Annotated in this window: 21 protein-coding genes; 14 read left to right on the top strand and 7 right to left on the bottom strand. The window is 57.5% G+C overall.

The genetic code is table 11. The annotated features are described in order from the left end of the window. Entirely contained in the window at positions 1-240 is a 240-nt protein-coding gene (locus CLU80_RS10625; protein WP_099757335.1) for a helix-turn-helix domain-containing protein, read from the bottom strand. 166 nt (positions 241-406) lie between these two features. On the opposite strand from CLU80_RS10625, the gene CLU80_RS10630 reads away from it, so the two are divergent. The 13 genes from CLU80_RS10630 (at position 407) to CLU80_RS10685 (ending at position 14918) form a co-directional block, all read left to right on the top strand. After that, positions 407-1723, top strand: coding sequence for an HsdM family class I SAM-dependent methyltransferase (locus CLU80_RS10630; protein ID WP_099757336.1), 1317 nt, complete (start codon positions 407-409; stop codon positions 1721-1723). Continuing rightward, positions 1711-2382, top strand: a complete 672-nt coding sequence (locus CLU80_RS30205) for a hypothetical protein (protein ID WP_286079727.1) — start codon at positions 1711-1713, stop codon at positions 2380-2382. The genes CLU80_RS10630 and CLU80_RS30205 overlap by 13 nt, the downstream gene beginning before the upstream one ends. Positions 2383-3134: 752 nt before the next feature. After that, on the top strand, positions 3135-3701 hold the full coding sequence (locus tag CLU80_RS10635; RefSeq protein ID WP_099757337.1) for a PBECR2 nuclease fold domain-containing protein: 567 nt from the start codon (positions 3135-3137) through the stop codon (positions 3699-3701). Positions 3702-3997: 296 nt separating this feature from the next. Further along, a complete protein-coding gene (locus CLU80_RS10640) occupies positions 3998-4459 on the top strand; it encodes an Lrp/AsnC family transcriptional regulator (RefSeq protein WP_093429958.1) in 462 nt (153 codons plus the stop codon). A 222-nt stretch (positions 4460-4681) separates the two neighbouring features. After that, positions 4682-6364, top strand: coding sequence for a flavin monoamine oxidase family protein (locus CLU80_RS10645; RefSeq protein ID WP_099757338.1), 1683 nt, complete (start codon positions 4682-4684; stop codon positions 6362-6364). 12 nt (positions 6365-6376) lie between these two features. Then, positions 6377-7171: a carbon-nitrogen hydrolase family protein gene (locus CLU80_RS10650; protein ID WP_093429956.1), complete on the top strand. Its 795-nt coding sequence runs from the start codon at positions 6377-6379 to the stop codon at positions 7169-7171. A gap of 38 nt (positions 7172-7209) precedes the next feature. After that, the gene (gene pqqF, locus CLU80_RS10655; RefSeq protein ID WP_099757339.1) at positions 7210-9624 is read left to right on the top strand and encodes a pyrroloquinoline quinone biosynthesis protein PqqF; all 2415 of its coding nucleotides are present in this window, start codon (positions 7210-7212) and stop codon (positions 9622-9624) included. Positions 9625-9780: 156 nt separating this feature from the next. Then, entirely contained in the window at positions 9781-9855 is a 75-nt protein-coding gene (gene pqqA, locus CLU80_RS10660; protein ID WP_003422658.1) for a pyrroloquinoline quinone precursor peptide PqqA, read from the top strand. A gap of 81 nt (positions 9856-9936) precedes the next feature. Next, positions 9937-10848 (top strand): pyrroloquinoline quinone biosynthesis protein PqqB, encoded by a 912-nt coding sequence (pqqB, locus tag CLU80_RS10665; protein ID WP_099757340.1) that lies wholly within the window; start codon positions 9937-9939, stop codon positions 10846-10848. 136 nt (positions 10849-10984) lie between these two features. Continuing rightward, a complete protein-coding gene (gene pqqC, locus CLU80_RS10670) occupies positions 10985-11737 on the top strand; it encodes a pyrroloquinoline-quinone synthase PqqC (RefSeq protein WP_093429953.1) in 753 nt (250 codons plus the stop codon). Beyond that, positions 11734-12009: a pyrroloquinoline quinone biosynthesis peptide chaperone PqqD gene (gene pqqD / locus CLU80_RS10675; protein ID WP_007910068.1), complete on the top strand. Its 276-nt coding sequence runs from the start codon at positions 11734-11736 to the stop codon at positions 12007-12009. Before pqqC ends, pqqD begins: the two co-directional genes overlap by 4 nt. After that, positions 12002-13141, top strand: coding sequence for a pyrroloquinoline quinone biosynthesis protein PqqE (pqqE, locus tag CLU80_RS10680; RefSeq protein ID WP_016983158.1), 1140 nt, complete (start codon positions 12002-12004; stop codon positions 13139-13141). Before pqqD ends, pqqE begins: the two co-directional genes overlap by 8 nt. Beyond that, positions 13107-14918, top strand: a complete 1812-nt coding sequence (locus tag CLU80_RS10685) for a S9 family peptidase (protein WP_099757341.1) — start codon at positions 13107-13109, stop codon at positions 14916-14918. Before pqqE ends, CLU80_RS10685 begins: the two co-directional genes overlap by 35 nt. A gap of 133 nt (positions 14919-15051) precedes the next feature. Here the strand turns inward: CLU80_RS10685 and CLU80_RS10690 are convergent, their stop codons facing one another. Both CLU80_RS10690 and CLU80_RS10695 read right to left on the bottom strand, forming a co-directional pair. Continuing rightward, positions 15052-15210, bottom strand: coding sequence for a YqaE/Pmp3 family membrane protein (locus CLU80_RS10690; protein WP_003228885.1), 159 nt, complete (start codon positions 15208-15210; stop codon positions 15052-15054). 194 nt (positions 15211-15404) lie between these two features. Next, on the bottom strand, positions 15405-16688 hold the full coding sequence (locus CLU80_RS10695; protein WP_099757342.1) for an aspartate aminotransferase family protein: 1284 nt from the start codon (positions 16686-16688) through the stop codon (positions 15405-15407). A 169-nt stretch (positions 16689-16857) separates the two neighbouring features. On the opposite strand from CLU80_RS10695, the gene CLU80_RS10700 reads away from it, so the two are divergent. Next, positions 16858-17772, top strand: coding sequence for a LysR family transcriptional regulator (locus CLU80_RS10700; protein ID WP_099757343.1), 915 nt, complete (start codon positions 16858-16860; stop codon positions 17770-17772). A 227-nt stretch (positions 17773-17999) separates the two neighbouring features. Here the strand turns inward: CLU80_RS10700 and CLU80_RS10705 are convergent, their stop codons facing one another. The 4 genes from CLU80_RS10705 to CLU80_RS10720 all read right to left on the bottom strand — a co-directional run bounded on the left by CLU80_RS10705 (position 18000) and on the right by CLU80_RS10720 (position 25466). Beyond that, positions 18000-19778 carry an acyl-CoA dehydrogenase C-terminal domain-containing protein gene (locus CLU80_RS10705; protein WP_099757344.1) on the bottom strand — a complete coding sequence of 593 codons (1779 nt, stop codon included), beginning with the start codon at positions 19776-19778 and terminating at the stop codon, positions 18000-18002. A gap of 210 nt (positions 19779-19988) precedes the next feature. Beyond that, on the bottom strand, positions 19989-21785 hold the full coding sequence (locus CLU80_RS10710) for an acyl-CoA dehydrogenase C-terminal domain-containing protein (protein WP_093429948.1): 1797 nt from the start codon (positions 21783-21785) through the stop codon (positions 19989-19991). A 90-nt stretch (positions 21786-21875) separates the two neighbouring features. Continuing rightward, positions 21876-23165 carry a GGDEF domain-containing protein gene (locus CLU80_RS10715; protein WP_093429947.1) on the bottom strand — a complete coding sequence of 430 codons (1290 nt, stop codon included), beginning with the start codon at positions 23163-23165 and terminating at the stop codon, positions 21876-21878. Positions 23166-23363: 198 nt separating this feature from the next. Next, positions 23364-25466, bottom strand: coding sequence for a cytochrome-c peroxidase (locus CLU80_RS10720; protein WP_099757345.1), 2103 nt, complete (start codon positions 25464-25466; stop codon positions 23364-23366). Between the last annotated feature and the right edge of the window lies 1 nt (position 25467).

The raw sequence follows: 25467 nt of genomic DNA on the forward strand, positions 1-25467 counted from the left end.
TTATTTAGATTGAGTAAGAGAACGCGGCAACACACTAACTATTTCTATACCGAGTACGGAACACCAAAGAGCAGTTTCGATAACATCAATCCTTCTCTCACAGGTCTCAACTTTAGACACATACGATTGAGGACGATTTAAAGCCAACGCCAAATCAGATTGAGTTATATTTTTATCTTTCCTATACGCCCTAAGTCTCGCTATGAACTCGATATACATGGGATCATTTGCTGATTTCATTTGATTCCAACGCTGCTGTAGAGACACTAAATTTATATAAATCCCATCGTCAGCCGAGATATCCTGTAACAGACGTCAAAAAAACCCAAATTGGTATATTGAAAAATGTTGTGACGATCGTCTGTACAGGGTATAATCGGCAGATACCCGTTATAAGGCGCGAAAAATGGCAAAGAGGCACGCGAACCACTCTGGCAATTTAGAATCCATGTTCCTACGCCTGGAAGAATTAGTCCTTGCAAACTCTGGAGAGGATGAATTCGAAGAGGTTTTCAAGCTATTAATAGCTAAAATTTACACCGAGCTATCTCCGAACCAGCCTCAGTTCAAGGCATTTGAAACCGAGAGTGAAACAGCAATTTTTTTCAACAAAACCCTAAATAGCGCCCAAATAAAATGGCCCGGGATACTTGAAAACAATACAACATCAAACTTAACTGATGAACATCTTCACATATGCGTTAAAGCACTATCTGAACACAAGATATCCGACAACGGACTAGATGTTCTGGATAGTTTCTTTGAGTTTATGGTGTCTAAGGCAGCAAAAGGGAATAAGGGCCAATTTTTTACACCGCGACACGTTGTAGAGTTTTGTGTACGAATGCTGAACCCTAGCTCAGAAGAAACGATATTAGATCCTGCTTGCGGATCCGGCGGCTTTCTATTTCATGGGCTAGATTTTGTACAATCAAAAGAAAGTTTTTCTGGAGAGGATTTAAAACAATACTGCTCTACAAAGCTCTGGGGCTTTGATATAGACCCCCGCGCAACGAAAGTTGCGAAGGCGTTAATGATATTGGCTGGCGATGGAGTAAGCAACATAGTAAGACTGAATAGTCTGATACGTACAGAAATGTATAGCTCGCTATTTCCAGAATCCGACAATAACTCTTTAACAGTGGAAGACATTGTACGTGCTCGATGCAGAAACCATAAAGGATTTGATTTAATCTTGACAAACCCTCCATTTGCGGGGGAAGTTCTTGAGCAACAAATATTGGACAATTACGATGCCAGTCGCGGAAAATCCCGCATAGAACGTGACGTACTCTTCATAGAGCGCTGCGTAGATCTATTAAGGCCCGGGGGCCGAATGGCAATTGTTCTTCCCCACAATAAGTTTTCGGCCAGTGAGTTTTCAGAAAATAGAGAATGGCTGATTAAAAAATGCCGCATTCTCGGAGTTGTTGGGCTTGGACGTAACACATTCCTCCCCCACACCCACCAAAAAACCAGCATCCTGTTTGTACAAAAAAGAACAAATGGCGCTCCAGAATCACTTGATGAAAACATATTTTTTGCTGTCAGTGATCGCGATGGCAAAGACAAAAAAGGTAAAATTGTTTTCAAGAAAGATTTTTCTAAACTTACTGATTCTTGGCAATGGGTTGACCACGACCTAGATGAGATACTAAGTTCTTTTGAAAAATTTTGCAAAGAAGAAGGCTTAGAGTTTGGAGGTGACAAATGGCGAGCGTAACGATCATACAATTACGAAACCTAGAACCAGGAAAGATACTTTCACCTGAACGTTACGATCCTAGACGTAGTTTAACAAACCACGACGAGGGGAATTCACAGGTCACTATTGGCCAAATAGCAGAAATAGTTAAACATACTATTAACCCAGTATCTAAGAATGCTGCCGGACGAAATTTTGTCGTTTTAGATACTTCTGATATTAGAGAAGGCATCGTAGTCGGCAAGAAAACTCCCGTTACGGCGGAAGAAATAGGTAGTACAAAAAAAATCTTTAGATGTCACGACGTACTAATTTCACGACTCAGACCTTATCTGAGACAAGTTGCAATAATTGACGAAGGCTTTGTAAGAAAGTTTAAACATTGTGAAATGGCTTGCTCTACGGAGTTTTTTATTCTACGATCAACCTCTGCCGACCCGATTGATTTCTTAGTACCGTACCTCCTTTCAGACAAAGTACAAAGTGCTCTTTTTGCCGCTCAAGAAGGCGGCCATCATCCTCGCTTCGACACTTCTGTATTATTAGCCATCCCAATTCCTGAGGATGTATTAAAAAACAGAAATATAATTTCGAAGTCTGTTTCTTTGGCAGCAGAACTATATAGAGACTCGGAAACTTTGATTCACGATGGGATTTCGGCCATCAATAATTTATAGAGCCATACGTAAAGTTTATAATTGTGAAACAAATATATACCCATTTGGCACAGACTCCATTCGTCTATTTTCGTCAAAGGGCATAAGTGAGGCATGGCCTAAAGTCAATGGCCGTGCTTCATGTAGGCTTCAGAGAGCGTTTCAAAAATGAAACGGCAAACAACGGAACTGTCTAAGACACTACCGAGTTTGTAATTTAGAACAAGTGTGGTGCATTACTCACACTCTCAACTCTTGGCATCAAATATGGAGCTATTCTCACGATTCATTGCGCTGGTTCGAAACCAGTCCACTCGCCTCAGCAAAACTGGTCGAAAGATAAAAATTCACAAGCGGCCACACCATGAAATTCAGTACAACTACGGTACAGTACTCAGCTGGATCAGCTTTCTCGAAATTACGCTCAACACCATCATCTATAGAGTTTTCTGCTATGCCAAACTGCGCTCACCTTCGGACGCTTCCTCTAGGCATATCAGCTCTCCCTGCAACTCATAATCCTTTGGTCCACGGTTCAAGTCCGTGTGGGCCCACCAAATTGAAAGCCGCGCTAAATGCGCGGCTTTTTCTTGGGCGATGGATTAGGGTTCGACGTCTTGGCGAGCGCAATGTACGAAGGGCATTGTTAGGAATACAACCTCAAGATCTGTAGGAATGTTCCCAAACTAGGTTTTCTCCCCTCTCCGCGCGTTGTTGACCGTTTCTCCAGACGAGTAATCTCCGGACGCCTCAGCCCGTCCAGGATCGATTTCATGCTCGTGAATGCTGCGCCACTGATAAAGGAAGCAGCCGACCAGCAAACCTGGATCGACCTCGCCTTACCCGATCTCAGAACCTTATCGAGAGAACTTCGGTCAGCCGCAATAGAAGAGGTAAAAAGGGCTGAGGACGCAGAAGGCGCGCTCAAAATCCTCTCGGATCACTTTGGGTTTGTCGACGAGTCATTATTGGCCGTTACCATCCTCACGCCCATCGGGAACGTCGCGGTCCTGAGAGACAAACGGGCCCACATCGTCGAGAAACGTCCAGATTCCCGAGAACGTTATGTTCGACATGCCATAGATACGCTGACGGGACCTTTTGAAGTATGGAAAGTTCTCTACGATAACGGCGGATACCGAATGGCATTCATAAACGCCTACGAGGCAAAAAACGACATGCTTGTCGTGGTCGATGTGCGCAACGGGCATGTCCTCTGGAACTTCATGCACGCTCCCGCCAGAGCGATGAACAAACACCGCCAAGGCGAGCTCTTGTACAAGCGGTACATTCTTGAAGACAAAGAAAAGGGCAGCCATTTGGCTGCCCTTAATATTTGAATCCTGATATTTGCATCCTCAGGAAATGGGATGAAGAGGTCTCACCTTACACCGATGTTGCAGCATCGCTGAGGTACCTACGTCCACTAATGCCCTGCAAGGCAGCGGATTTCGCGCTCTTGCTGGCATTCTTGATAAATAGGCCAACCAAGTCAAATCAAATATCCGATGTATTGTTTCAGCGCAACGATGGCATCGATTCTTGGGTGAACAATTCAAACATCGCCTGCAAGCGTGTTGCTGACAGTGTCTGTAACATGCGTACTCACCGCCCCCACACCCATGGAGCCGCCCCCTTGCCCGACACCCGCACGCCCGTGCTTGATGAAATCGACCGCCAGTTGATCGCCGCCCTGCAGATCAACGCCCGCGAAAGCGTGGCCATGCTCGCCCGGCAGTTGGGCATCGCGCGCACCACCGTGACTTCACGCTTGGCGCGGTTGGAAAAGGCCAAAGTGATTACCGGTTATGGCGTGCGCCTGGGTCAGCGCGTGGTCGATGGCGGGTTGCAGGCGTACGTCGGGATCAAGGTGCAGCCGCGTTCCGGAAAAGAGGTGTTGCGCCGCCTGAGTGCGATGGCGCAGGTGCAGCAGTTGTGTGCGGTGAGTGGTGAGTTTGATTATGTGGCGTGGTTGCGCACCGATTCGCCGGAGCAGCTGGACCAGTTGCTGGATCAGATCGGGAGTGTAGATGGGGTCGAGAAGACCACGACTTCGATCATCTTGAGCAGCAAGATTGATCGGGGGCAGCCGGTTTAAGGTCTTGATCGGGCTTCTCGGCTGGATTTCAGGGCCTCTTCGCGAGCAGGCCCCTCCTAAACTTTGGTCCATATGCAGTCTTTGATCGTCATATTGATCTGCTAACTGGCAAAACGACGACACTTTGCGTCTTATTAACGTGTTCTACGCTCCCTAGAATGGCAGGCATCTTTTCCTATACTCAGACGCGTATCCTGCGTCGGGTCGCCAGCAAGGTCAGCCATGAACAAGAACAATCGCCATCCTGCAGACGGTAAGAAACCAGTCACCATTTTCGGCCCGGACTTTCCGTTCGCGTTCGACGACTGGATCGAGCACCCGGCCGGTCTCGGCACTATTCCTGAACATCATCATGGCGCTGAAGTGGCGATCGTCGGCGCTGGCATCGCCGGCCTGGTAGCGGCTTACGAGCTGATGAAGCTCGGCCTGAAACCGGTGGTCTACGAGGCTTCGAAGCTCGGCGGGCGTCTGCGCTCGCAAGCGTTCAACGGCACTGACGGCATCGTCGCGGAACTGGGCGGCATGCGTTTTCCGGTGTCCTCCACCGCGTTCTATCACTACGTCGACAAGCTCGGCCTGGAAACCAAACCTTTCCCGAACCCGCTGACGCCGGCCTCCGGCAGCACCGTGATCGACCTGGAAGGCAAAACCCATTACGCACAAAAACTGGCGGATCTTCCTGCACTGTTTCAGGAAGTGGCTGACGCCTGGGCGGACGCACTGGAAGCCGGCTCGCAGTTCGCCGATATCCAGCAAGCCATCCGCGATCGCGATGTGCCCCGGCTGAAAGAGCTGTGGAACACGCTGGTGCCGTTGTGGGACGACCGCACCTTCTACGACTTCGTCGCCACCTCAGAGGCCTTCGCCAAACTGTCGTTCCATCACCGCGAAGTGTTCGGTCAGGTCGGTTTCGGCACTGGCGGCTGGGACTCGGATTTCCCCAACTCGATGCTGGAAATCTTTCGTGTGGTGATGACCAACTGCGACGATCACCAGCACCTGGTGGTCGGTGGCGTCGAGCAAGTCCCACAAGGCATCTGGCGGCATGTACCGGAGCGTTGCGTGCACTGGCCGGAAGGCACCAGCCTGAAATCCCTGCACCGTGGCGCACCGCGCTCGGGGGTGAAGAAAATCGCTCACGCGCCCGATGGCCGTTTCGCGGTCACCGACAATAATGGCGACACTCGCGAATACGCCGCTGTGCTGACCACTTGCCAGAGCTGGCTGCTGACCACCCAGATCGAGTGCGACGAAACCCTGTTCTCGCAGAAGATGTGGATGGCCCTCGACCGCACCCGTTATATGCAATCGTCGAAGACTTTCGTGATGGTCGACCGGCCATTCTGGAAAGACAAAGACCCGGAAACCGGCCGCGACCTGATGAGCATGACCCTCACCGATCGTCTGACCCGCGGCACTTATCTGTTCGACAACGGCGACGACAAACCGGGGGTGATCTGCCTGTCGTACTCGTGGATGAGCGACGCCTTGAAGATGCTTCCGCACCCAGTGGAAAAACGCGTTGAGCTGGCGTTGAATGCGTTGAAAAAGATTTATCCGAAAGTCGACATCGCCGCGCGCATCATCGGCGATCCGATCACCGTGTCGTGGGAAGCCGATCCGTACTTTCTCGGTGCGTTCAAGGGCGCCCTGCCCGGCCACTATCGCTACAACCAGCGCATGTACGCGCACTTCATGCAGGACGAGATGCCCGCCGAGCAGCGCGGGATTTTCATCGCTGGCGACGATGTGTCGTGGACACCGGCGTGGGTTGAAGGCGCAGTGCAGACATCGCTCAACGCGGTGTGGGGGATCATGAAGCATTTCGGCGGTTCGACACATAAAGCGAACCCGGGCCCGGGTGATGTGTTCAAAGACATCGGCCCTATCGCCCTGCCCGAGTAAGAGGAATCCCTGATGCGTGTAGCCCTTTACCAATGTCCACCGCTGCCCCTGGACCCCGCCGCCAACCTGCAACGCCTGCATCAAGTGGCGATGGAGGCCAAAGGCGCCGATCTGCTGGTGCTGCCGGAGATGTTCATGACCGGCTACAACATTGGCGCCGAAGCGGTCGGCACCCTGGCCGAGGTCTACAACGGGGAATGGGCGCAACAGATCGGCCGCATTGCCAAGTCGGCCGGTTTGGCGATTCTCTACGGTTACCCCGAGCGCACGGCGGACGGGCAGATCTACAACGCCGTGCAGTTGATAGACGCCAACGGTGAGCGCCTGTGCAATTACCGCAAGACGCACCTGTTCGGTGACCTTGATCGCTCGATGTTCAGCCCCGGTGAAGGCGATTTTCCGGTGGTTGAACTGAACGGCTGGAAACTCGGTTTCCTGATCTGCTACGACCTGGAATTCCCGGAAAACGCCCGACGCCTGGCCCTCGACGGCGCCGAGCTGATTCTGGTGCCGACGGCGAACATGATTCCGTTCGATTTTATCGCCGATGTCTCCGTACGCGCCCGCGCCTTCGAAAACCAATGCTACGTGGCCTACGCCAACTACTGCGGCCATGAAGGCGATATCCATTATTGCGGGCAAAGCAGCATCGCCGCGCCTGACGGCAGCCGTATTGCTCAGGCCGGTCTGGACGAAGCGTTGATCGTCGGCGAACTGGATCGGCAGTTGATGGTCGATTCCCGCGCGGCCAATCGCTATCTCAGCGACCGCCGCCCGGAGCTTTACGGCGCGCTGAACAAGCGCTAATCCGCTAGCATGGGCACTTCACTGTTCTGGAAGTGCCCATGCCTGCGCCGACTCACCCCCGCCCCCACACCGAAACCCTGGCCAACGGCTTGCGCGTGACCCTGCGTCATGTGCCAAGCCTCAAGCGCAGTGCCGCTGCCCTGCGGGTGGCTGCCGGTAGTCATGACGCGCCATTGGCGTGGCCAGGGCTGGCGCATTTCCTCGAGCATTTGCTGTTTCTCGGCACTGAGCGTTTTCCGGCGGACGAAGGGTTGATGGCCTACGTGCAGCGCCACGGTGGCCAAGTGAATGCCAGCACTGGCGAACGCACCACTGACTTTTTCTTTGAGCTGCCGACGCGCTCGTTCAGCGAGGGGTTGGAGCGTCTGTCAGACATGCTCGCCAAGCCGCGTATGAATCTGGACGATCAGCTGCGGGAACGAGAAGTGTTGCAGGCGGAATTTGTCGCCTGGTCGCAAGATCCTGCGGCTCTGCAGCAGTTTGCGTTGTATGAGGGTTTACCGGCAGAGCATCCGTTGCGCGGATTTCATGCGGGGAATCGGGATAGCCTGAAAGTGGAATTGCCAGCGTTTCAACAAGCGTTGAAGGATTTCCACCAGCAGTTCTATCGCACCGGACAAATGAGCTTGAGCCTGGTGGGGCCGCAGAGCCTTGAAGAGCTGCGTGCACTGGCCGAGCAGTTCGCAGCGGCTTTACCGGCTGGGGATAAAATTGTGCAGGCTGCGCCCCTGCAACTGGCGGTGAAAAGTTATCAACAGGCCGCTGAGCGACGCGCCAATCTGCTGTTTGCGTTCGATGATTTGCCGGAGTCTTCCGCCGAGGCAATGGCATTCCTCTGCCACTGGCTGAACAGTGCCAAGCCCGGTGGGTTGCTGGCGCATCTGCAGGAGCAGAATCTGGCGGATGATCTGAAAGCCGCACCACTGTACTGCTTTGCCGGGCAAGCCTTGCTGCATCTGGCATTCATCGCACCAGCCGAATCGATGAACGTCATTAGCGAACGCGCAAAGGATTGGCTGAGCTTCTTCGCGCAACAGGATTGGACGCCGCTGCGGGCGGAATACATGGCCCTGGTTCAGCGCCAGCAACAAGTCAGCGGTGCGCTGCAACTGGCACGAGTCGACAGCGAGCGACAAGAGAGTGGGCTGTCCGACAGCGGCATCAGCGCCCTCAAACACCTGCTCCGTGAAATCGGTGTTGTGGATAACTTCAGCGCCCACTGGCGATTACCTGCTGCCAATCCATTTTTGCGCGCCAGCGAACCGCTCGCCAATGCGGGCCTGATTCGCGGCCAGACCAGCGCCCACCGTGGCCTTCGTACATTTGCTCAGGATCGCTCGCGCGGCCGTCGCGAACGCTCGCCGATGCAGTTCAGCCAGGTCTTGCCGGACAGCGGCGATGAAGGCGCGATTTATCTGCGTTGGCAGGTTGAGTCTGCCGCCAGCCCTGATCTGCACTCGAGATTGCAACGCAGTCTCCGGCAAACTCAGCAAGACGCGCGCGAGGCTGGAGTCGAGTTGTCTTTCAGCACCACAGGGCATCAATGGTTGCTCAAGCTCAATGGCCTGCAGGAGCCAATGCCCAGCGTCCTGGAGCATGCGCTGAAATGTCTGACGCAAGTTGACGCCGATTCGTTGCGTAGTGAGGCGGAAACGCCGCTGATCCCCATTCGCCAGTTGCTGAAAGCGCTGCCGGAACAGGCGCTGGAATCAGCTGAAACCGGCGACGACGCCCCACACCTGTGGACAACTTCGCATTGGGACGGCCTCGCGTTGGGACTGAGCCAACAGACCCAGTCCGCCATGGGCCTGGCCCTGAGCCGGGTTCCCGGTATCCCGGACAACCATCTGGCAGCGCCGGCGGCAATCACCGCGCAAAAACACTGGCGCCATGTCGATACCGCCTCCAGCGAACACGCCGTGCTGTTGTTCTGCCCCGGCGCCAGCCGCGACATCGTCGAGGACGCCGCGTGGCGACTGTTGGCGCAGGTGTGCCAGACGCCGTTCTACCAGCGCCTGCGCGTCGAATTGCAATTGGGCTACGCGGTGTTCAGTGCGCTTCGCGAGATGAATGGCCAAACCGCCCTGCTGTTCGGTGTGCAATCTCCGAGCGCCAGACCTGCGGAGTTGCTCGAGCACATTCAACAGTTCCTCAAAGGTATGCCCGCGCTGATCGAACAACTTGATGAGGTCAGCCTCAACCAGCGGCGGCAAAACCTCGCGGATCAATTCGACGACGCCAATCTATCCAGCAAAGATGCTGCCGAGTTGCTCTGGCAGGCCAGACTCGCAGGCCACTCGTCGGATTATCTTGGGCAATTGCTCGCCGCCATTGGCCAACTCGATCGCCAGGCGTTGTTTAACGCAGCACAGCGCTTGATCAACGCCGAAGGCGGCTGGCTCTGTCTCGCCAGCGACCCCGCGCCCGGTAACCCATGGCAAACGACAAATTGATCATTACCGAGGCTGCAAGGAGCTTTCTCGAATATTCACGGGCAAACCCGGTGAAATTTTGAGTAACATAGCCGCCTAACTATTTGGAACATCTTTGCGCTGCCGTGGACTATACCTATGGACAGCGCTATCCCATCCACCCTGAAGGAGACACCCATGTCCTGGACAAAACCTGCTTACACCGACCTGCGTATCGGCTTCGAAGTCACCATGTACTTCGCCAGCCGCTGAGTTCTGCTTACGTAGAATTGCAGTGCAACGCCTCGGCTCGCCGGGGCGTTTTATTTTCCGCGTAGAAATGATGGAGCGTTCATGTTCGTCCAGATTCTGGGTTCGGCCGCCGGTGGCGGTTTTCCGCAGTGGAACTGCAACTGCGTCAATTGCGCAGGCTTTCGCGACGGCAGCCTGAATGCCAAGGCCCGCACTCAATCGTCCATCGCGATTTCCGATGACGGCGTGAACTGGGTGCTGTGCAACGCCTCGCCGGACATCCGCGCGCAGCTGCAAAGCTTCGCCCCGATGCAACCGGGCCGCGCCCTGCGTGACACCGGCATCAGCGCGATCATCCTGATGGACAGCCAGATCGACCACACCACCGGCCTGCTCAGCCTGCGCGAAGGCTGCCCGCATCAGGTCTGGTGCACGGACATGGTTCACGAAGACCTCAGCACCGGTTTCCCGCTGTTCAAGATGCTCACCCATTGGAACGGTGGGCTGGACTGGAACCGCATCGAACTCGACCAGAGCTTCACCGTGGCCGCATGCCCGAACCTGCGTTTCACCCCGCTGCCCCTGCGCAGCGCGGCGCCGCCATACTCGCCGCATCGCTTTGATCCGCACCCGGGCGACAACATCGGTTTGATCGTTGAAGACCTGACCACCGGCGGCAAATTGTTCTACGCGCCGGGTCTGGGCAAAGTCGATGCGCCGTTGCTGGAAATCATGGCCGGCAGCGATTGCCTGCTGGTGGACGGCACGATGTGGGATGACGATGAAATGCAGCGCCGTGGCGTCGGCACCCGCACCGGTCGCGAGATGGGCCATCTGGCGCAGAACGGCCCTGGCGGCATGCTCGAAGTGCTGGAGCAGTTGCCTGAGCAGCGCAAAGTGCTTATCCACATCAACAACACCAACCCGATTCTCGACGAAGATTCGCCGGAGCGTGCCGAGTTGGCCCGGCGTAATGTAGAAGTGGCGTTCGATGGCATGAGTATTGTGCTGTAGCCACCGGCCTCTTCGCGAGCAAGCTCGCTCCCACATTGGATCTGTGGCGTTCACAAACCCTGTGGGAGCGAGCTTGCTCGCGAAAGCGTCCGAATAAACACCCAGGATTCCAACGGTTGTTCCCCGGAGAACCGCAATGACCGACACCCCGCTGTCCCCCGCCGAATTCGAAGCGGCCCTGCGCGCCAAAGGCGCCTACTACCACATCCACCACCCCTACCACGTGGCGATGTACCAAGGCCGCGCCACCCGCGAACAGATTCAGGGCTGGGTCGCCAACCGCTTCTACTATCAGGTGAACATCCCCTTGAAGGACGCGGCGATCCTCGCCAACTGCCCCGATCGGGAAATCCGCCGCGAGTGGATTCAGCGCCTGCTCGACCACGACGGCGCCCCAGGCGAAGACGGCGGCATCGAAGCCTGGCTGCGACTCGGTCAAGCGGTCGGCCTCGATCCGGATCAATTGCGCTCCCAGGAACTGGTACTGCCCGGCGTACGTTTCGCCGTCGATGCCTACGTCAACTTCGCCCGCAGGGCCAGTTGGCAGGAAGCCGCCAGCAGCTCGCTGACTGAACTGTTCGCGCCGCAGATCCATCAGTCGCGCCTCGACAGCTGGCCACAGCATTACCCGTGGATCGATCCGGCCGGTTACGAATACTTCCGCACCCGCCTCGGTCAGGCCCGGCGTGATGTCGAGCACGGTCTGGCGATCACGCTCGAGCACTACAAGACCCGCGAAGGCCAGGAACGCATGCTGGAAATTCTCCAGTTCAAACTCGACATTCTTTGGAGCATGCTCGATGCCATGAGCATGGCCTACGAACTGAACCGCCCGCCGTATCACAGCGTCACCGAACAACGCGTCTGGCATAAAGGAATCACCTTATGAGTTTCGACCGCAGCAAAGTCCCGACCTGGCGTCCCGGCTACCGCTTCCAGTACGAGCCGGCGCAGAAAGGTCACGTGCTGCTCTACCCCGAAGGCATGATCAAACTCAACGACAGCGCCGCGCTGATCGGCGGCTTGATCGACGGCGAACGCGACGTTGCGGCGATTATTGCCAAACTCGATGAGCAGTTCCCCGGCGTGCCCGAGCTCGGTGACGACATCGAGCAATTCATGGAGGTTGCCCGTGCGCAGCACTGGATCGAACTTGCCTGATCTGCCGCCCAAGCCTGAAGTCGGCCTGCCGCTGTGGCTGCTCGCCGAGCTGACCTACCGCTGCCCGCTGCAATGCCCGTACTGCTCCAATCCGCTGGATTTCGCCGAGCAGGGCAAAGAGCTGAGCACCGAACAGTGGATCAAAGTGTTCCGCGAGGCGCGGGAGATGGGCGCAGCGCAACTGGGCTTTTCCGGCGGCGAGCCGCTGGTGCGTCAGGATCTCGCCGAGCTGATTCATGAAGCGCGGCAGTTGGGTTTCTACACCAACCTGATCACCTCTGGCATCGGCCTGACCGAGCAGAAAATCAGCGACTTCAAGAAGGCCGGGCTCGATCACATCCAGATCAGTTTTCAGGCCAGCGATGAGCAAGTGAACAACCTGCTGGCCGGCTCGAAAAAGGCTTTCGCGCAGAAGCTGGAAATGGCTCGGGCGGTGAAGGCCCACGGCTATCCGATGGTGCTGAACTTCGTCACCCATCGGCACAATATCGACAAGATCGACCGCATCATCGAGCTGTGCATTGCACTTGAGGCCGACTTTGTCGAACTCGCCACCTGCCAGTTTTACGGTTGGGCGCAGCTCAATCGTGTCGGCCTGTTGCCGACCAAAGAGCAACTGGTCCGTGCCGAGCGCATCACCAACGAATACCGCGCGAAACTGGAAGCCGAAGGGCATCCGTGCAAGTTGATTTTCGTCACCCCGGATTACTACGAAGAACGCCCGAAAGCCTGCATGAACGGCTGGGGCAGTATTTTTCTGACAGTCACACCGGACGGCACCGCCCTGCCTTGTCATGGCGCCCGACAGCTGCCGGTGCAATTTCCCAATGTGCGCGATCACAGCATGCAGCACATCTGGTACGACTCGTTCGGCTTCAACCGCTTCCGTGGTTACGACTGGATGCCCGAGCCGTGCCGCTCGTGCGACGAGAAAGAAAAAGACTTCGGCGGCTGCCGCTGTCAGGCGTTCATGCTCACCGGTGATGCGAGCAATGCCGACCCGGTGTGCAGCAAGTCCGAACATCACGGCGTGATTCTCAAGGCCCGCGAAGAAGCCGAGACTGCCACTCAAACCATCGAACAATTGGCCTTCCGCAATGAACGAAACTCGCGCCTCATCGCCAAAGGCTGAGCCTTTCAGCGCCTCGCAAGCCGTCGCTGCCGGGATGGACTTTGCCGAACTGCAGCTCGGTGCCAATGGGCTGTTCTGGAATGAATATCGTCCTGAAGATGCCGCCTGCCGGATCTGGCATTGGCGCGATGGATTGGCGAAATGTCTGACGCCGAATGGTTTTAGCGTGCGCAGTCGCGTGTACGAATATGGCGGCGGTGCGTTTTGTCTGACACCCGATGGGGTGGTTTTCGTTGCTGAGGCGGATCAGCAGTTGTATCGCCAGACGCTGGGTGGTGAGCCAGAGGCGCTGACGTCGGGCGAATGCCGTTACGGCGATGTGCATTTTGCCTACGGCCAGGTTCTGGCAGTTGAAGAACAGCAGGATCAGCATCGGCTGGTGGCGATTGATCTGGCTGATGGCCGTCGACATTTGTTGGCTGAGGGCGCGGATTTTTATGCGGCACCAATCATCAGTGTGGATGGCCAGCGTTTGGCCTGGATCGAGTGGAGTCGGCCGCATCAGCCGTGGACGTCGACCCGGTTGATGGTGGCTGAGCGTTCGACCAATAGCGCTTTTGGTTCGCCGCGATGCGTTGCCGGCGCCGAGTTTGAAGAGTCCATCCAACAACCACGATTCGATGCCGACAATCGCCTTTATTGCCTGACCGATCGTGGTGGTTTCTGGCAGCCGTGGGCTGAGACTTCCGACGGTTTGGAGCCATTGGCTGCTGCGCAAGCCGATCACGCGCCGGCACCGTGGCAACTGGGCGGCTGCACTTGGCTGCCTGTTGAGAATGCGTTTTTGGCGAGCTGGAGCGAAGGTGGTTTTGGTCGCCTGACGCTCGGTGACGAAGATTTCACTGGTGACTACAGCCGCTTCCGTCATCTCGCTGTGGATGAGCGATTTATCTACTGCATCGCCGCCTCACCGATCAGTCCTTCGGCGGTCATCGCCGTTGATCGAACCACGCGAGAAGTGAACGTGCTGGTGGGTGGCGTAGCGCCCTTGCCTGCTGAGCGCATCAGTCGTCCGCAAACACTGCGCTACCCAAGTGGTTCGGGCCAAGCACATGGGTTCTTTTATCCGGCCATGAGCGGCGAGACAAACCCGCCGCTGGTGGTGTTCATCCACGGCGGCCCGACATCGGCCTGCTACCCGATGCTCGACCCGCGCATTCAGTACTGGACGCAACGCGGCTTCGCCGTGGCCGATCTCAACTATCGCGGCAGCAGCGGGTATGGCCGCGAATATCGGCAGGCCTTGCATCTGAGCTGGGGTGAGGTGGATGTCGAGGATGCTTGTGCGGTGGTGAGTTATCTCACCGGCCAGGGTTTGATCGACGGTGATCGCGCATTCATTCGTGGCGGCAGCGCAGGTGGCTACACCACGTTATGTGCGCTGGCGTTCAAGCAAGTCTTCCGCGCTGGAGCGAGTTTGTACGGCGTCAGCGATCCGGTTGCATTGGCTCGGGCTACGCACAAATTTGAAGGTGATTATCTGGACTGGCTGATCGGCGATCCCGAGCAAGACGCCGAACGCTACGCCGCCCGCACGCCGTTGTTGCACGCAAACAATATCCGCGTACCGGTGATTTTCTTTCAGGGTGAACTGGATGCCGTGGTCGTGCCACAACAGACTCGCGACATGGTCACGGCGCTGGAGCAGAACGACATCCCCGTCGAAGCGCATTACTACCCCGACGAACGCCACGGCTTCCGCCGCGCGGCCAATCAAGCGCATGCGCTGGAGCAGGAGTGGAAGTTCTATCGGCGGGTGATGGGATTGGCGGACTGATCACCGCGCCCCGTTCAAAACCGAATTGCCCCATTCGCGAGCAGGCTCGCTCCGACATTGGATCTGTGTTGTTCACAAATCCCCTGTGGGAGCGAGCCTGCTCGCGAAAGCTATCTATCAGGCGCAGCAGTACTCAACGCTTGGCGATGATGTACACCGCATGCACGATCCCCGGAATATACCCGCACAACGTCAGCAGAATGTTCAACCAGAACGCCCCGCCAAACCCGACCTGCAGAAACACACCCAGTGGCGGCAACAGAATGGCGATGATGATGCGAATGAAGTCCATGGGTCAGCTCCTGAATGGGGGTTGGCTCACATGAGCCATACAAGCTAATCGACCTGCGCCGTTCGTCAGGGTTCAGTGCAACTGCCATTTGATCGCCATCACCTCACAAAAAAACGCCCCACGCCAAAAGAATCAGGCGTGGGGCGTGCGTTATACCGCGAGACGGTTCTGGAAATCGGGTAGGAAAGTTCAGCTCAGACGGCAATCCCTTTACGGCATTGCAGTTGCGCGGTGCGCACTCGCGAGAACGCGCGGCTCAGGCGCAGGAGCATTTCGTCGATGTTGGTTTTGCTGACAGTGAGCGCCGGGGTGAAGCGCAAACAGTTGGCTTGCGGGGCGTTGAGCAGCAGGCCTTCGTGCAGGGCTGCATGGACCACAGCATCGGCGGAATCGTCCGACAGGGTCAGACCATAGAACAGGCCTTGGCCGCGCAATTCGCCGTGGTCGTAGCGGTGCGCCAATCGGGCCAGGCCTTCGCGCAGATGCTGGCCATTATCGTTGACCTGCTGCAGGAAGCTGCGGTCGTACACGCTGTCGAGCACCACGAGACCAGCCGCTGTCATCAGCGCATTGCCGTGATGCGTGCCGCCCAGTTCACCCGCGTCGAAACAACACGCCTTGCCTCGCGCCAGCAGCGCCGCCAAGGGCACACCGCCGCCAAGGCCTTTGCCGAGCACGACGATATCGGCGCGTACGCCATAGGACTGTTCGGCAAGCAAGGTGCCACAGCGACCGATGCCGGTTTGCACTTCATCGAGAATCAGCAGAATGCCCAGCTCTCGGCACAGACGTTCAACGCCTTTTAGGTAATGCTCGGTCGCCGGCACCACCCCCGCATCGCTCTGGATCGGTTCAAGCATGATCGCCACGGTTTGCGCATCGACCGCCGCGTGCAGGGCCGGCAAGTCGTTGAACGGCACCAGATCGAAACCCGGCAGTAACGGCGCGAAACGGTTGTGCAGGTTGCAGCTGTCGGAGGCAGAAATCGTCGCCAGACTGCGGCCATGGCAACCCTGCTTCGCGACAATGATTCGCGAGGCGCCGCCACGACGCAGTTGGCCCCACTTGCGCGCGAGTTTGATCGCCGCTTCACAGGCTTCGCTGCCGCTGTTGAGTAGATAGGCCTGATCGCTACCGGTGCTGGCGCACAGACGTTCGGCGAGGCTGAGCATGCCTCGATTGTGCAGATTGAAGCCGGGATTGATCAGTGCCTGCGCCTGAATGCTGATGGCTTTGACCAATGCCGAAGGACTGTGACCAAGACTGTTGGCGCCACCGGCCTGGGAAAAGTCGAGGTACGCACGATCGTTGCTGTCCCACAACCAGGAACCCTGACCACGAACGAACACCTGTTGCGGCCGTTCGACGCTGGGCATCAGGCGTTCGGTGCTCAGATTTTCGTTGATATCAGAAGGATCAGCCTCAAAGGCGAGGTCATCAAGACTCGGCGTCTGGCGCCGCAAACTGAACAGATTCATTGAAAAACACCGCGTTTAAGGTGTTTTGAACTGCCTATGCAAACACTGTCGAAGCGAACGCTATTCATCGCGCTTTCTGGCCCTGTAAGCCTTGTGAATGCGGTTAGACTAGGCTCACTGAGGCCTGCGGGCCATTTCGATTTACCAGCATTTTCGATAAGCATTACTTATGGATTTCAAACAACTGCGTTATTTCGTCGCGGTCTACGAAGAAGGCCATGTCGGTCGCGCCGCCGAACGCCTGTCGATCTCGCAACCGGCACTGTCGCAGCAGATCCGCCAGCTCGAACAGAACCTCGACGTTACCCTGTTCGAGCGCAGCAGCAAGCGTCTGCTGCCAACCCTCGCCGCGCACACGTTGTACAACCACGCCTTGCCGCTGCTCGACGGATTGCAGCGGGCGCGTGAGGCATTGGGCAACTTCAAGGGCCAGGCCTTGCGCACGCTGGCAATCGGCGTGCTGCAAACGGTTCACACCAGTCTCGTTCCGCAAATGCTTGAGCGGGTGCGCAAGGCACAGCCACATCTGGTGGTGCAGATCTATGAATTGACCGGACTTGAGATCGAGCGGCGGCTGCTCAACGGCTCTTTGGACATCGGCATCAGTTACCTGCCGCCGCGCCAACCCGGCCTGCACGGCGTGATGCTCTACGAAGATGAGCTGACGCTGGTCATCCCGGCGGATCATCCGCTGCGTGAATTCAAGAAAGTTTCGATGCGCCAGGCGGCTGAACTGCCGATGTTGCTGCTGGGCGAAGAGTTTCAGATCCGCCAGATCTGGCAGGCGCAACTGACCGCGCTGGGGCGACGTCCACAGGTGCAGGCAGAGCTGAACAATATGGTGGGCATTCTCGACAGTCTGCCGCACACCAAACTGGCGACGGTGCTGCCGGGGCGTTCGCAAAAGGAGTACGACGATCAGGATCTGCTCTGGAAACCGCTGAGCGAACCACGCGTGCCGCTGAAAGTTGGGTTGGTCTGTCGCGATGTGCAGCGCCAGCAGGCACCTTTGGCGCTATTGCAGACATTGCTGGAGGAAGTGATGGAGCGTGAAGTGCGGCCAGAGAGAGATCCTCTGGTCTGAGCACTTTTCTTCAGGCAAAAGAAAACCCCGCCGAAGCGGGGCTTTGCAGACTGTTTCCCTGACATCCATTTCACTCCGCCACCCTGGCAGAATCCTACGTGTCCGTGTTGTTGCTTTGCGCTTCCTGCGCGACGTCCATGAAATGTAGATTAGCCGTGGATCCAATCTACGCATATGGGAGAACAGCAGCACGTCATGTAAGAGAATGCTTACATGACGTCATCGCATCAGAATTGCGCCGCATCCAGCAGGAACAGCGACTCGCTACCGGCCTTCACCGACGCACTCAACGAGTGGATACGCGGCAGCAAACGGGCGAAGTAGAAGCGCGCGGTGCCCAGTTTGCTGGCATAGAAATCGTCTTGCGCTTCTTTGCCCAGCGAAGCTTTGGCCATCAATGCCCACATGTAGGCGTACGCTGTGTATCCGAATGCTTGCAAATATTCGACCGAAGCCGCGCCGATTTCGTTCGGATTGGTTTTCGCCCGGTCCAGCAGCCACGAGGTCAGCTCGTCGAGAGTGTCGACGGCATCGTTCAGCGGCTTGGTGAATTCACCCAGATCGGCGCTGGCCGTCGCGGTGAAATGGCGGATCTCGTCAGCGAACAGCTTGTAGAAAGCGCCACCGCTGCCGACGATCTTGCGCCCGACCAGGTCCAGCGCCTGAATGCCGTTGGTGCCTTCATAGATCTGGGTGATGCGCACGTCACGTACCAGTTGCTCCTGACCCCACTCGCGGATGTAGCCGTGGCCGCCGAAAATCTGCTGGCCGTGCACGGTGGTTTCCAGACCCAGGTCGGTGAGGAATGCCTTGGCCACCGGCGTCAGCAACGCGACCAGATCTTCCGCACGTTTGCGGGTGGTGGCGTCTTCGCTGAACTTGGCGGTGTCGAGCTGCATCGCTACGTAGGTGGAGAACGCACGGCCGCCCTCGTTCGAGGCTTTCATGGTCAGCAACATGCGCCGCACGTCCGGGTGGACGATGATCGGGTCAGCGACTTTGTCTTTGTTCTGCGCGCCAGTCGGCGAACGGCTTTGCAGACGGTCGCGGGCGTATTCGACGGCGTTCTGATAGGAGCGCTCGCCGGTGGCCAGACCTTGGATGCCCACGCCCAAACGCTCGTAGTTCATCATGGTGAACATCGCGGCCAGACCTTTATTCGGCTCACCGACCAGATAGCCCACGGCTTCATCGAAGTTCATCACACAGGTCGCGGACGCCTGGATGCCCATTTTGTGTTCGATCGAACCGCAGTTCGCCGGGTTGCGCGCGCCCAGGCTGCCGTCGGCGTTGACCATGAACTTCGGCACGAGGAACAGCGAGATGCCCTTAGGACCGGCCGGGGCGTCCGGCAGCTTGGCCAGCACCAGGTGAATGATGTTTTCGGTGAGGTCGTGTTCGCCGCCAGTGATGAAGATTTTGGTGCCGCTGACTTTGTAGGAGCCGTCGGCCTGAGGCTCGGCCTTGGTACGAATAATCCCCAGGTCGGTGCCGGCGTGCGGCTCGGTCAGGCACATCGAGCCGGCCCAGACGCCAGCGTACATGTTCGGCAGGTACGCGGCTTTCAGCTCTTCGCTGGCGTGAGCGTTGATCGACAGGCAGGCGCCGGCGGTCAGCATCGGGTACAGACCGAACGACAGGCTGGCGGAGTTGACCATTTCTTCGACTTGCGCCGACACGGCTTTGGGCATGCCCATGCCGCCGTATTGCGGATCGCCACCGACGCCAACCCAGCCGCCTTCAGCGTACGTCTGGTAAGCCTGTGGGAAACCGGCCGGCGTGGTGACGGCACCGTCCTTCCAGTGGCAGCCTTCTTCGTCGGCAGCGCGGCTCAGAGGTGCGATGCTTTTGCTGGTGACTTTGCCGGCCTCTTCGAGAATGGCTTCAACGGTTTCGGCGTCGACAGTCTCGGCCAGGGCCGGCAGTTCGGCCCAGAGCTTGGCGACTTCGAACACTTCATTGAGGACGAAGCGCATATCGCGCAGCGGCGCTTTGTAGTCAGCCATGGCAAACCTCGCAAGATCTAAACAGGTGATTCGTGGAATGATGTTTTCTGAGCCGGAGTGTACCTCAACAACTTTTGCGACACATAGGGTCAACCAGTGACTGATTTGTTATTTTTAGTCACCAAAAAACATCGTAGCCTTCGCCAGCGCCTACAGATAAAACTCGATCCCATGTAGGAGCTGCCGCAGGCTGCGATCTTTTGATCTTCCTTAAAGCGCAAACATTTCAGCCGGCAACTTCATCAAGCAATCACTGCCCGCCTCGATCGCCGCACGATGCGCCGCCGTACGCGGCAACAAGCGCTTGAAGTAAAACTCGCACGTCGCCAATTTCCCGCGCAGGTAATCCCTCTCGCCCTCGCCCGCCTCCAGTTGCGCCTGCGCCACCAAGCCCATGCGCAACCACAGATAGCCAAGGATGATGTAACCGCTGTACATCAGGTAATCCACCGACGCCGCGCCCACCTCATCCGGGTTCTTCATCGCCGCCATGCCGACCTTCATCGTCAGGTCGCCCCACTGCTGGTTCAGCTCATTGAGCTGCGCAACGAAACCGCCCAGCTGCGGGTGCTCAGCGTTGGCTGAGCAGAACTTATGGACGATTTTGGTGAAACCGCGCAGCAACTTGCCCTGACTGCCCAGCACCTTGCGTCCGAGCAGGTCCAGCGCCTGAATGCCGTTGGTGCCTTCATAGATCGGTGCAATCCGGCAATCGCGCACCAGTTGCTCCATGCCCCATTCGCGAATGAAACCGTGGCCGCCGAACACCTGCATGCCGTGGTTGGTCACCTCCAGGCCAGTGTCGGTCATGAAGGCCTTGCAGATCGGCGTGAGAAACGCCAACAAGTCTTCGGCCTCCTGACGCGCCTCGGCATCGCTGCCCAGATGCGCGACATCGAGCAACTGCGCGGTGAAGTAGGTCAGCGCCCGATTGCCTTCGTTAAAGGCTTTCATGGTCAGCAGCATGCGCCGCACGTCCGGGTGGACAATGATCGGGTCTGCAGGTTTATCCGGGGCTTTGGCGCCGGTCAGCGCGCGCATCTGCAAGCGGTCGTTGGCGTATTTGATCGCGCCCTGGAAGCTTGCTTCGCCCAGACACAAACCCTGCATGCCGGTGCCTAGCCGCGCGTGGTTCATCATGGTGAACATGCAGTTCAGGCCCTTGTTCGGCTCACCGATCAGATAGCCCTTGGCGCTATCGAAGTTCAGCACACAAGTGGCTGAAGCCTTGATGCCCATCTTGTGTTCGATCGAACCACAGGAAACACCGTTGCGCTCGCCCGCTTCACCCGCCGTATCCGGCAAGAATTTCGGCACGATAAACAGCGAAATCCCTTTGGTTCCGGCTGGAGCGTCGGGCAATTTGGCCAACACCAGATGGATGATGTTGTCGCTCATGTCGTGCTCGCCGGCAGAGATGAAAATCTTGCTGCCGGTGACCGCGTAACTGCCGTCAGCCTGGGGCACAGCGCGGGTCTTGATGATCCCCAGGTCGGTGCCGCAGTGGGCTTCGGTCAGGCACATGGTACCGGTCCACTGGCCGGCGGTGAGTTTGCTCAGGTAGGTGTCTTTTTGCTCAGCGCTGCCGTGGGCGTGGATCGCCGACATCGCGCCGTGGGTCAGGCCCGGGTACATGCCCCAGGAAGTGTTGCTGGAGCCGACCATCTCGCTGATCACCAGCCCAAGCGAACTCGGCAAACCCTGGCCGCCGTAAGCCGGATCCGCCGCCAGACCGTGCCAGCCGCCTTCCACGTATTGTGCGAAGGCTTGCTTGAAGCCTGCAGGCGTTGTCACCACGCCGTTGTCGAAATGGCAGCCCTCTTCATCACCGCTGCGATTGAGCGGCGCCAGAACGTTCTCACAGAACTTCGCGCCCTCTTCGAGGATCGCGTTGATCATGTCCGGGCTGGCGTCGTGCGCGCCAAGGGCGGCGTAATTGCTGTGGAAGTCGAAGACGTGATCGATCAGAAAGCGCATGTCGCGCAGGGGGGCTTTGTACTCAGGCATGGTGGCTTCTCCGTCAGCAGATTTCTCCAACCTACTGCTGGCCACCACACCCCACAATCACTGTGCAGACGCTGAATGCGCCGTCATCACTCAACCTGCGGCCGTATCCATGCGCACCGCGCCACGGCGGTTTTGTCCGTATGCCATCACGCAGTTACGCCCCGCGCCTTTTGCGGCATAGAGCGCCTCGTCGGCGGACTTCAGCACTTGTTCCGGGTTGCGCTGCTCCACTCGTTCGGCAACGCCGATGCTGACCGTGACCGAAACGCTGGAAGCACCAGAGCCGGCGCGGCGCTGACGACCTTGCTGATCATCCTGCGGGCGGTTTTCCTGATTGCGCAGTTGAATGTTGTAGGACGCAATCGACTCGCGGATCACCTCAAGGTGCGGCATGCATTCCTCAAGGGTTTTGCCTGCGAACACCAGGGCGAATTCCTCACCGCCATAGCGATACGCCCTACCGCCACCGCTGATTTTCGACAGCTTGCTGGCGACCAGACGCAGTACCTGGTCACCGACATCGTGACCGTGGGTGTCGTTGAATTTCTTGAAGTGATCGACGTCGCTCATCGCCAATACATAGTTGCGACCCAAGCGCTGCATGCGTTCGTTGAGCGCGCGACGGCCCGGCAGACCGGTGAGTTCGTCGCGGAAGGCCATCTGATAAGCCTCGTGCGCAACCGCGGCGGCGATCATCAACATCACCTGACTGCACATGATGTTCAGGGTAAACGGCAGGATGAAGGTTTTCGGCAGCATCCAGAACACGCCGAGCAGGCCAACCAATTGCGCCGCATGCAGCGGACGTGGATTGCGCCAGTATTGCCAGGCCAATAGCAGGAACGCCGAGATGAACACTGGATACGAGAGCTGGATAAGACTCATCCACGCGCCGTGCAGCGCCGGCCAGCGAATTTCCGAGAGCCACATCAGCAATGCCTGGGGATAACTTTGCTCAAGCCCCAATGCCACGCTGCCAAAGGCCAGTAACACGGCGAAACGCGCGACCATGTCCTGGAACAGATGTGTACGTTCCTGCCATGCGGCGAACAAGCCGAACAACAACGGCAACAGCAGGCAGACGAGGTGGAAGACCACCGCAGCGTCTTCGCGGACCTTGCCGTTGTCGCGGTAATAGTCGGTCTGGGTGTCGAGCAGAAAGTAGGCGATGTACACCGTGAGCATCAGAAACAGCTCGCGCTGACGGCGATAAACCGCGCAATACGCGCCGCCCAGCAACAGCACCAACGTCGGCAACACGTTGAACAGCGAAGTGAAGAACACGCTGAGGTCTTTGACGTACGCAGCCGCCAACCCCGCTAGTAACAACAGCAGTGATGGCAGGAAATGACTGAAACGTACAGCGGAAGAACGCGGCAAGGGTAAAGCTCCGACCCGTCATAGCAAAGAGATGGCATTGTGCCTGCAATGCGTGCAGTTAAGCACACACAATGTGATCCAGATCACACGCAGTCTCTTTAACGGCAGAAAACCTGACTATCTGAGCGATTTGCCAAGTTTTTTGCCCGATTTGCCATGCTGGCCACCATCACTGGTGGCCAGGCCTGGAAATATTCCTCACAAATCGTTGTAGAACGGCAGTAATGGCCCCTCCGCCGTGCTGCGCCCCTCGGCGCCGTAGGGCTTGAGATTGAGTGAAGCGTCCGCTGCCTGGCGGGTGGTGACTTTCGGACTGGCCGGACGTTGCGTCACGGCGTTTTCATCACCGATATGGCCCTGCGGGATGACCAGCGACGGATGATCGAACGGCGCCCGCTCCCAGGCCACGCGCGGATCGGTCAGGCCGACTTCCATGAATTTCACCAGTGCGTCGATCTCATCCGGCGTCAGGTTGAGATTGGTCATGTCCGGATCGAGATTTGAGGTGTTGTGCTGATTCGCCGAAGGATGCTCGAAACCGCTGGTGTTGTTGGCGTCTTCGCCACGACGGTCGCCGCCACGGTTGTAGAACTCCATCACCTGTTTAAGCGTGGCGCGGCTGCCGTTGTGGAAGTACGGCCCGGTCAGCGCGATGTTGCGCAAGGTCGGCGTCTTGAAGGCGCCGTCGACCGAATCACGGAAGTTGACGTTGGGCTTGAGCGTGGCGTCGCACGGAATCGCTGCGCTCAGCGGCGCCTCGAAGGTGCAGACATCGACGTCCAGCGGATCGGGGATGCTGCCGCCTTGCAACAGCTTGTTGTACTGGCGGCTGAACGACCATGGGTTACCCCAGGCATCCGAGCCACCGAGCGCGAGGTCTTCAGAGGTCGGACGTACACCGGTGTTGTAGAAACCGTTGTCGTAAAGGGTGATCAGGTTATCGGCCATGACCATGCGTTCGATGCGTTCACGCGGGTGCATCAGCAGGCGGCTGGCCGCGTTGGTCAGCTCCGCGCCGCCGTGGCAATTGACGCATTTGCCCTTGCCGAGGAACAGATTCATGCCCTGAACCTGCTGCGCGTTCATCGCGGCTGAATCGCCTTGCAGATAGGCATCAATCGGCGCCTGGTCAGAGATCAGGGTGGATTCGTACATCTGAATCGCCAACCCGAAGAACAGCGGGAAGTTGGCTTCCATCTGTGTATACGGTGCACCGCCCACCAGCACATTTTGTGTGGCGTTCCACAGGCGTGGCTGGAAGGCATTTTTGATCAATTCGCGATAAGTCGGACGCCGCGCGCCGGATACCGAAGCGAGCACGGAGTCGTTGGAAGAAATCCGCTGTTGCTTGAGCATCAACTGATCAAGCATGCGCCGGCCGATGTCGGCGAAAGTGCGGCCACCGCAGGACATTTCCACCCCGCTCCCGGGCGGACCTACTGCTTGCGACGCCGCAGAAGCATCGTTGAGCGCCAGCCGGACTTTGCTTGCCACGGTGCTGCGCTCGCTGGTCACGTAAATCGCCGCATCAGGGTCGCGATTGCCGAACGGCGAGAAGCCGTTAAACACGTTATTCGCCCGTCCGTCCCAAAAGTTGCGCACATTGAACGCTGCGTTGATCACCGACGGCGCGTTGCGCCCGGTGCTGCGGCGCACGTTGATGCCGCCGACCTGGAAGATGCCGTCAGGCTGCTGGGTGCATTTGTCGAAACGTGGCTGGTTGGGTTTGACGAAATTGGCGTCGAACACGCCTTGGGAGCCGATCACGTCGTCCGTCGAGTAAACAATCGGCGAGTTGCGCTCCAGTGGATTACTCAGCACATGGGTCGGAAAGTCGTTTTTCTTCAGTGTGTAGTTCGGCCCGCCCTTGCCGCCGGACAGCGTCGCGTAGGACGCCACATCGCCGGGAATATCCGACGCTACAAAGGGTTTGTTGAAGATCGAAGCGACGTTGGCATTGGTGTGCGCCTGGCCGGGGTTGAGCTGGTTGGTGATGCGGTGATCGACGCCGGCGTGGTAATGGCAGGACGCACACGCCGTGGCGCCGTCGCTGCCGACTTCCATGTCCCAGAACAGCGCTTTGCCCAGCAGGATTGCGGCGGACCGGTTGAGCACGTAGTCGGTCATCAGGTCGACTTTACGGCCACCCTCGGTTCCTGAGGGATCGGGCGGAACCATGCCTCGCAGTGATTGCAGGCTCGGCACTTGCGGCACCGGCGGATCCACTTCCACAGGATCAGCCGCCATGGCGCCGCAGGCACTTAGCGTGAGGGTTAACCCGACAAGTCGACAGATGTTCATA

Source organism: Pseudomonas sp. 29 (genome assembly GCF_002754355.1).
GTDB classification, from domain to species: domain Bacteria; phylum Pseudomonadota; class Gammaproteobacteria; order Pseudomonadales; family Pseudomonadaceae; genus Aquipseudomonas; species Aquipseudomonas neuropathica.

Excerpts from the sequence above, each read along its gene's own strand:
- CLU80_RS10625 (WP_099757335.1), bottom strand. The coding sequence starts at position 240 with ATGAAATCAGCAAATGATCCCATGTATATCGAGTTCATAGCGAGACTT.
- CLU80_RS10630 (WP_099757336.1), top strand. The coding sequence starts at position 407 with ATGGCAAAGAGGCACGCGAACCACTCTGGCAATTTAGAATCCATGTTC.
- CLU80_RS30205 (WP_286079727.1), top strand. The coding sequence starts at position 1,711 with ATGGCGAGCGTAACGATCATACAATTACGAAACCTAGAACCAGGAAAG.
- CLU80_RS10635 (WP_099757337.1), top strand. The coding sequence starts at position 3,135 with ATGCTCGTGAATGCTGCGCCACTGATAAAGGAAGCAGCCGACCAGCAA.
- CLU80_RS10645 (WP_099757338.1), top strand. The coding sequence starts at position 4,682 with ATGAACAAGAACAATCGCCATCCTGCAGACGGTAAGAAACCAGTCACC.
- CLU80_RS10650 (WP_093429956.1), top strand. The coding sequence starts at position 6,377 with ATGCGTGTAGCCCTTTACCAATGTCCACCGCTGCCCCTGGACCCCGCC.
- pqqF (WP_099757339.1), top strand. The coding sequence starts at position 7,210 with ATGCCTGCGCCGACTCACCCCCGCCCCCACACCGAAACCCTGGCCAAC.
- pqqB (WP_099757340.1), top strand. The coding sequence starts at position 9,937 with ATGTTCGTCCAGATTCTGGGTTCGGCCGCCGGTGGCGGTTTTCCGCAG.
- pqqC (WP_093429953.1), top strand. The coding sequence starts at position 10,985 with ATGACCGACACCCCGCTGTCCCCCGCCGAATTCGAAGCGGCCCTGCGC.
- pqqD (WP_007910068.1), top strand. The coding sequence starts at position 11,734 with ATGAGTTTCGACCGCAGCAAAGTCCCGACCTGGCGTCCCGGCTACCGC.
- CLU80_RS10685 (WP_099757341.1), top strand. The coding sequence starts at position 13,107 with ATGAACGAAACTCGCGCCTCATCGCCAAAGGCTGAGCCTTTCAGCGCC.
- CLU80_RS10690 (WP_003228885.1), bottom strand. The coding sequence starts at position 15,210 with ATGGACTTCATTCGCATCATCATCGCCATTCTGTTGCCGCCACTGGGT.
- CLU80_RS10695 (WP_099757342.1), bottom strand. The coding sequence starts at position 16,688 with ATGAATCTGTTCAGTTTGCGGCGCCAGACGCCGAGTCTTGATGACCTC.
- CLU80_RS10700 (WP_099757343.1), top strand. The coding sequence starts at position 16,858 with ATGGATTTCAAACAACTGCGTTATTTCGTCGCGGTCTACGAAGAAGGC.
- CLU80_RS10705 (WP_099757344.1), bottom strand. The coding sequence starts at position 19,778 with ATGGCTGACTACAAAGCGCCGCTGCGCGATATGCGCTTCGTCCTCAAT.
- CLU80_RS10710 (WP_093429948.1), bottom strand. The coding sequence starts at position 21,785 with ATGCCTGAGTACAAAGCCCCCCTGCGCGACATGCGCTTTCTGATCGAT.
- CLU80_RS10720 (WP_099757345.1), bottom strand. The coding sequence starts at position 25,466 with ATGAACATCTGTCGACTTGTCGGGTTAACCCTCACGCTAAGTGCCTGC.